This window comes from Brevundimonas diminuta ATCC 11568 (assembly GCF_000204035.1).
In the GTDB taxonomy this organism is placed as follows: Bacteria; Pseudomonadota; Alphaproteobacteria; order Caulobacterales; family Caulobacteraceae; genus Brevundimonas; species Brevundimonas diminuta.
Window position 1 is genome coordinate 1,640,977 of the sequence record NZ_GL883086.1, and the last position, 1,691, is coordinate 1,642,667.

At 68.1% G+C, this 1,691-nt stretch carries 2 protein-coding genes; one reads left to right on the forward strand and one right to left on the reverse strand.

The genetic code is table 11. The features are described 5' to 3' along the window. Positions 1-517 (forward strand): DUF2336 domain-containing protein (locus BDIM_RS11815; RefSeq protein WP_040345974.1); only part of this gene is annotated, 517 nt, incomplete at its 5' end. Position 518: 1 nt separating this feature from the next. On the opposite strand, the gene BDIM_RS11820 is transcribed toward BDIM_RS11815, so the two are convergent. Continuing rightward, entirely contained in the window at positions 519-1,649 is a 1,131-nt protein-coding gene (locus BDIM_RS11820; protein WP_003165831.1) for a mechanosensitive ion channel family protein, read from the reverse strand. Between the last annotated feature and the right edge of the window lie 42 nt (positions 1,650-1,691).

The following is a 1,691-nucleotide window of genomic DNA, read 5'->3' on the forward strand; positions in this document are numbered from 1 at the left end:
CGATCTCTATTTCGACGTCGAGGCCCGGCTGCGTCAGCGCATCCTGGAGCAGAACGCCCGCATGGACCCGGCCCTGCTGGAAAGCGCCCTGGCCGCGGGCCGCACGCGCGTCGCCGCCGAGGACGGCGCCCTGCCCGCCGACTACGCCGAGAGCCTGGCCTATGTCGAGGAACTGCGCGCCGCCAACCAGCTGACGCCCCAGGTGCTGGCCCGCTTCCTGCGTTCGGGCGGCCAGACCGCCTTCCTGATCGCCCTGTCGCAACTGGCCGACGTCGACTTCCACACCGCCCGCCAGATCATCGAGCGCCGCGAGCTGGACGCCCTGGCCGTCATCTGCAAGGCGGCGGACCTGGATCGCGCCCTGTTCCTGACCTACGCCGTGGTGCTGCTGAACACCGACGACAACGCCATGGGCAAGGCCCGCGCCTATGCCGGGATGTACAACGAGCTGACGCGCGAGGCGGCCCTGCGGACCCTGCGCTTCTGGCGCGCCCGCAAGGCCATGCAGGCGGCCTAGCCTATTCTTCGTAGCCGGTCGGGCGCGGCGCCGGACGACGGCGCTCGCGGTCGAAATCCATCCGGTCGCGCGGCAGGGCCTCGGGGCATTCGTCACGCATGAAGGCCAGCATCTTCTCGCGCACCTCGGCCCGCAGGTCGAAGGCGACCGAGGCGTTGCGCGCGCTGGTCAGGCAGCGCACCTGGGCCGTCCGCTCGGTGACGTCCGTGACCTGCAGGGCCACCACGTCGCCGTCCCAGTGCGGCGAGGCGTGGGCGATCTGCTCCAGCTTGATCCGCAGCCGATCGATGGGCGCCTCGTAATCCACATAGAGGAAGGACACGCCGATCAGGCGCGAATCCTCGCGCGTCCAGTTCTGAAACGGCTTCTGGATGAAGTAGGTCAGCGGCAGCACCATGCGCCGCCAGTCCCACAGCTTGACCACCACATAGGTCGAGGTGATCTCCTCCACCCGGCCCCATTCGCCCTCGACGATGACGGCATCGTCCAGGCGGATCGGCTGGGCGGTGGCGATCTGGATGCCCGCGATCAGATTGGTCAGGAAGGGCTGCAGCGCCAGACCGGCGACGATGCCGACCACCCCGGCCGAGGCCAGCAGCGACAGGCCCCACTGCTTGACGCCGGGAATGGTCAGCAGCGCCAGCCCCAGGGTGATCAGGCCGATCAGGATGGCCGCGACCCGTTGCAGGATGCGCGTCTGGGTGACGTGCTTGCGGGCGTAGAGGTTGTCCTCCGCCTCCATGTTGAACTTCTTCAGGTGGACGATGGCGCCCATGTCCACCGCGCCCGCCAGCATCCAGCCGCACACCAGGATGAAGCCGAACAGCAGGCTGCGCCGGATGAACAGCGACGGTTCGGGGTCCAGCGGCGACACGGTGACGGCCAGGGCCAGGGCGATGATCATCACCGCGATCCGCACCTTCAGCCGGGCGCGCTTCAGCATCCCCTTCCAGAACTCGTCGCGGTTGCGCACCGCCAGCTTCAGCAGGGCGAAGACCACCTGATTGGCCGCCCAGCCGATGAAGACGAAGACCACGGTGATGATCGAGATCACCGCCCATTCCGGCAGCCAGTGAAACTGACGCCAGAGCGCGAAGATGGTGTTGGTCAGGTCGGTCACGAACTGGGGCATGGGCGGAGGTTAGACGGCCCGAACAGCCACGTCATCCCGCTT

What these genes read in the sequence shown, in the direction of transcription:
- BDIM_RS11820 (WP_003165831.1), bottom strand. Translation starts at nt 1,649, where the DNA reads ATGCCCCAGTTCGTGACCGACCTGACCAACACCATCTTCGCGCTCTGG.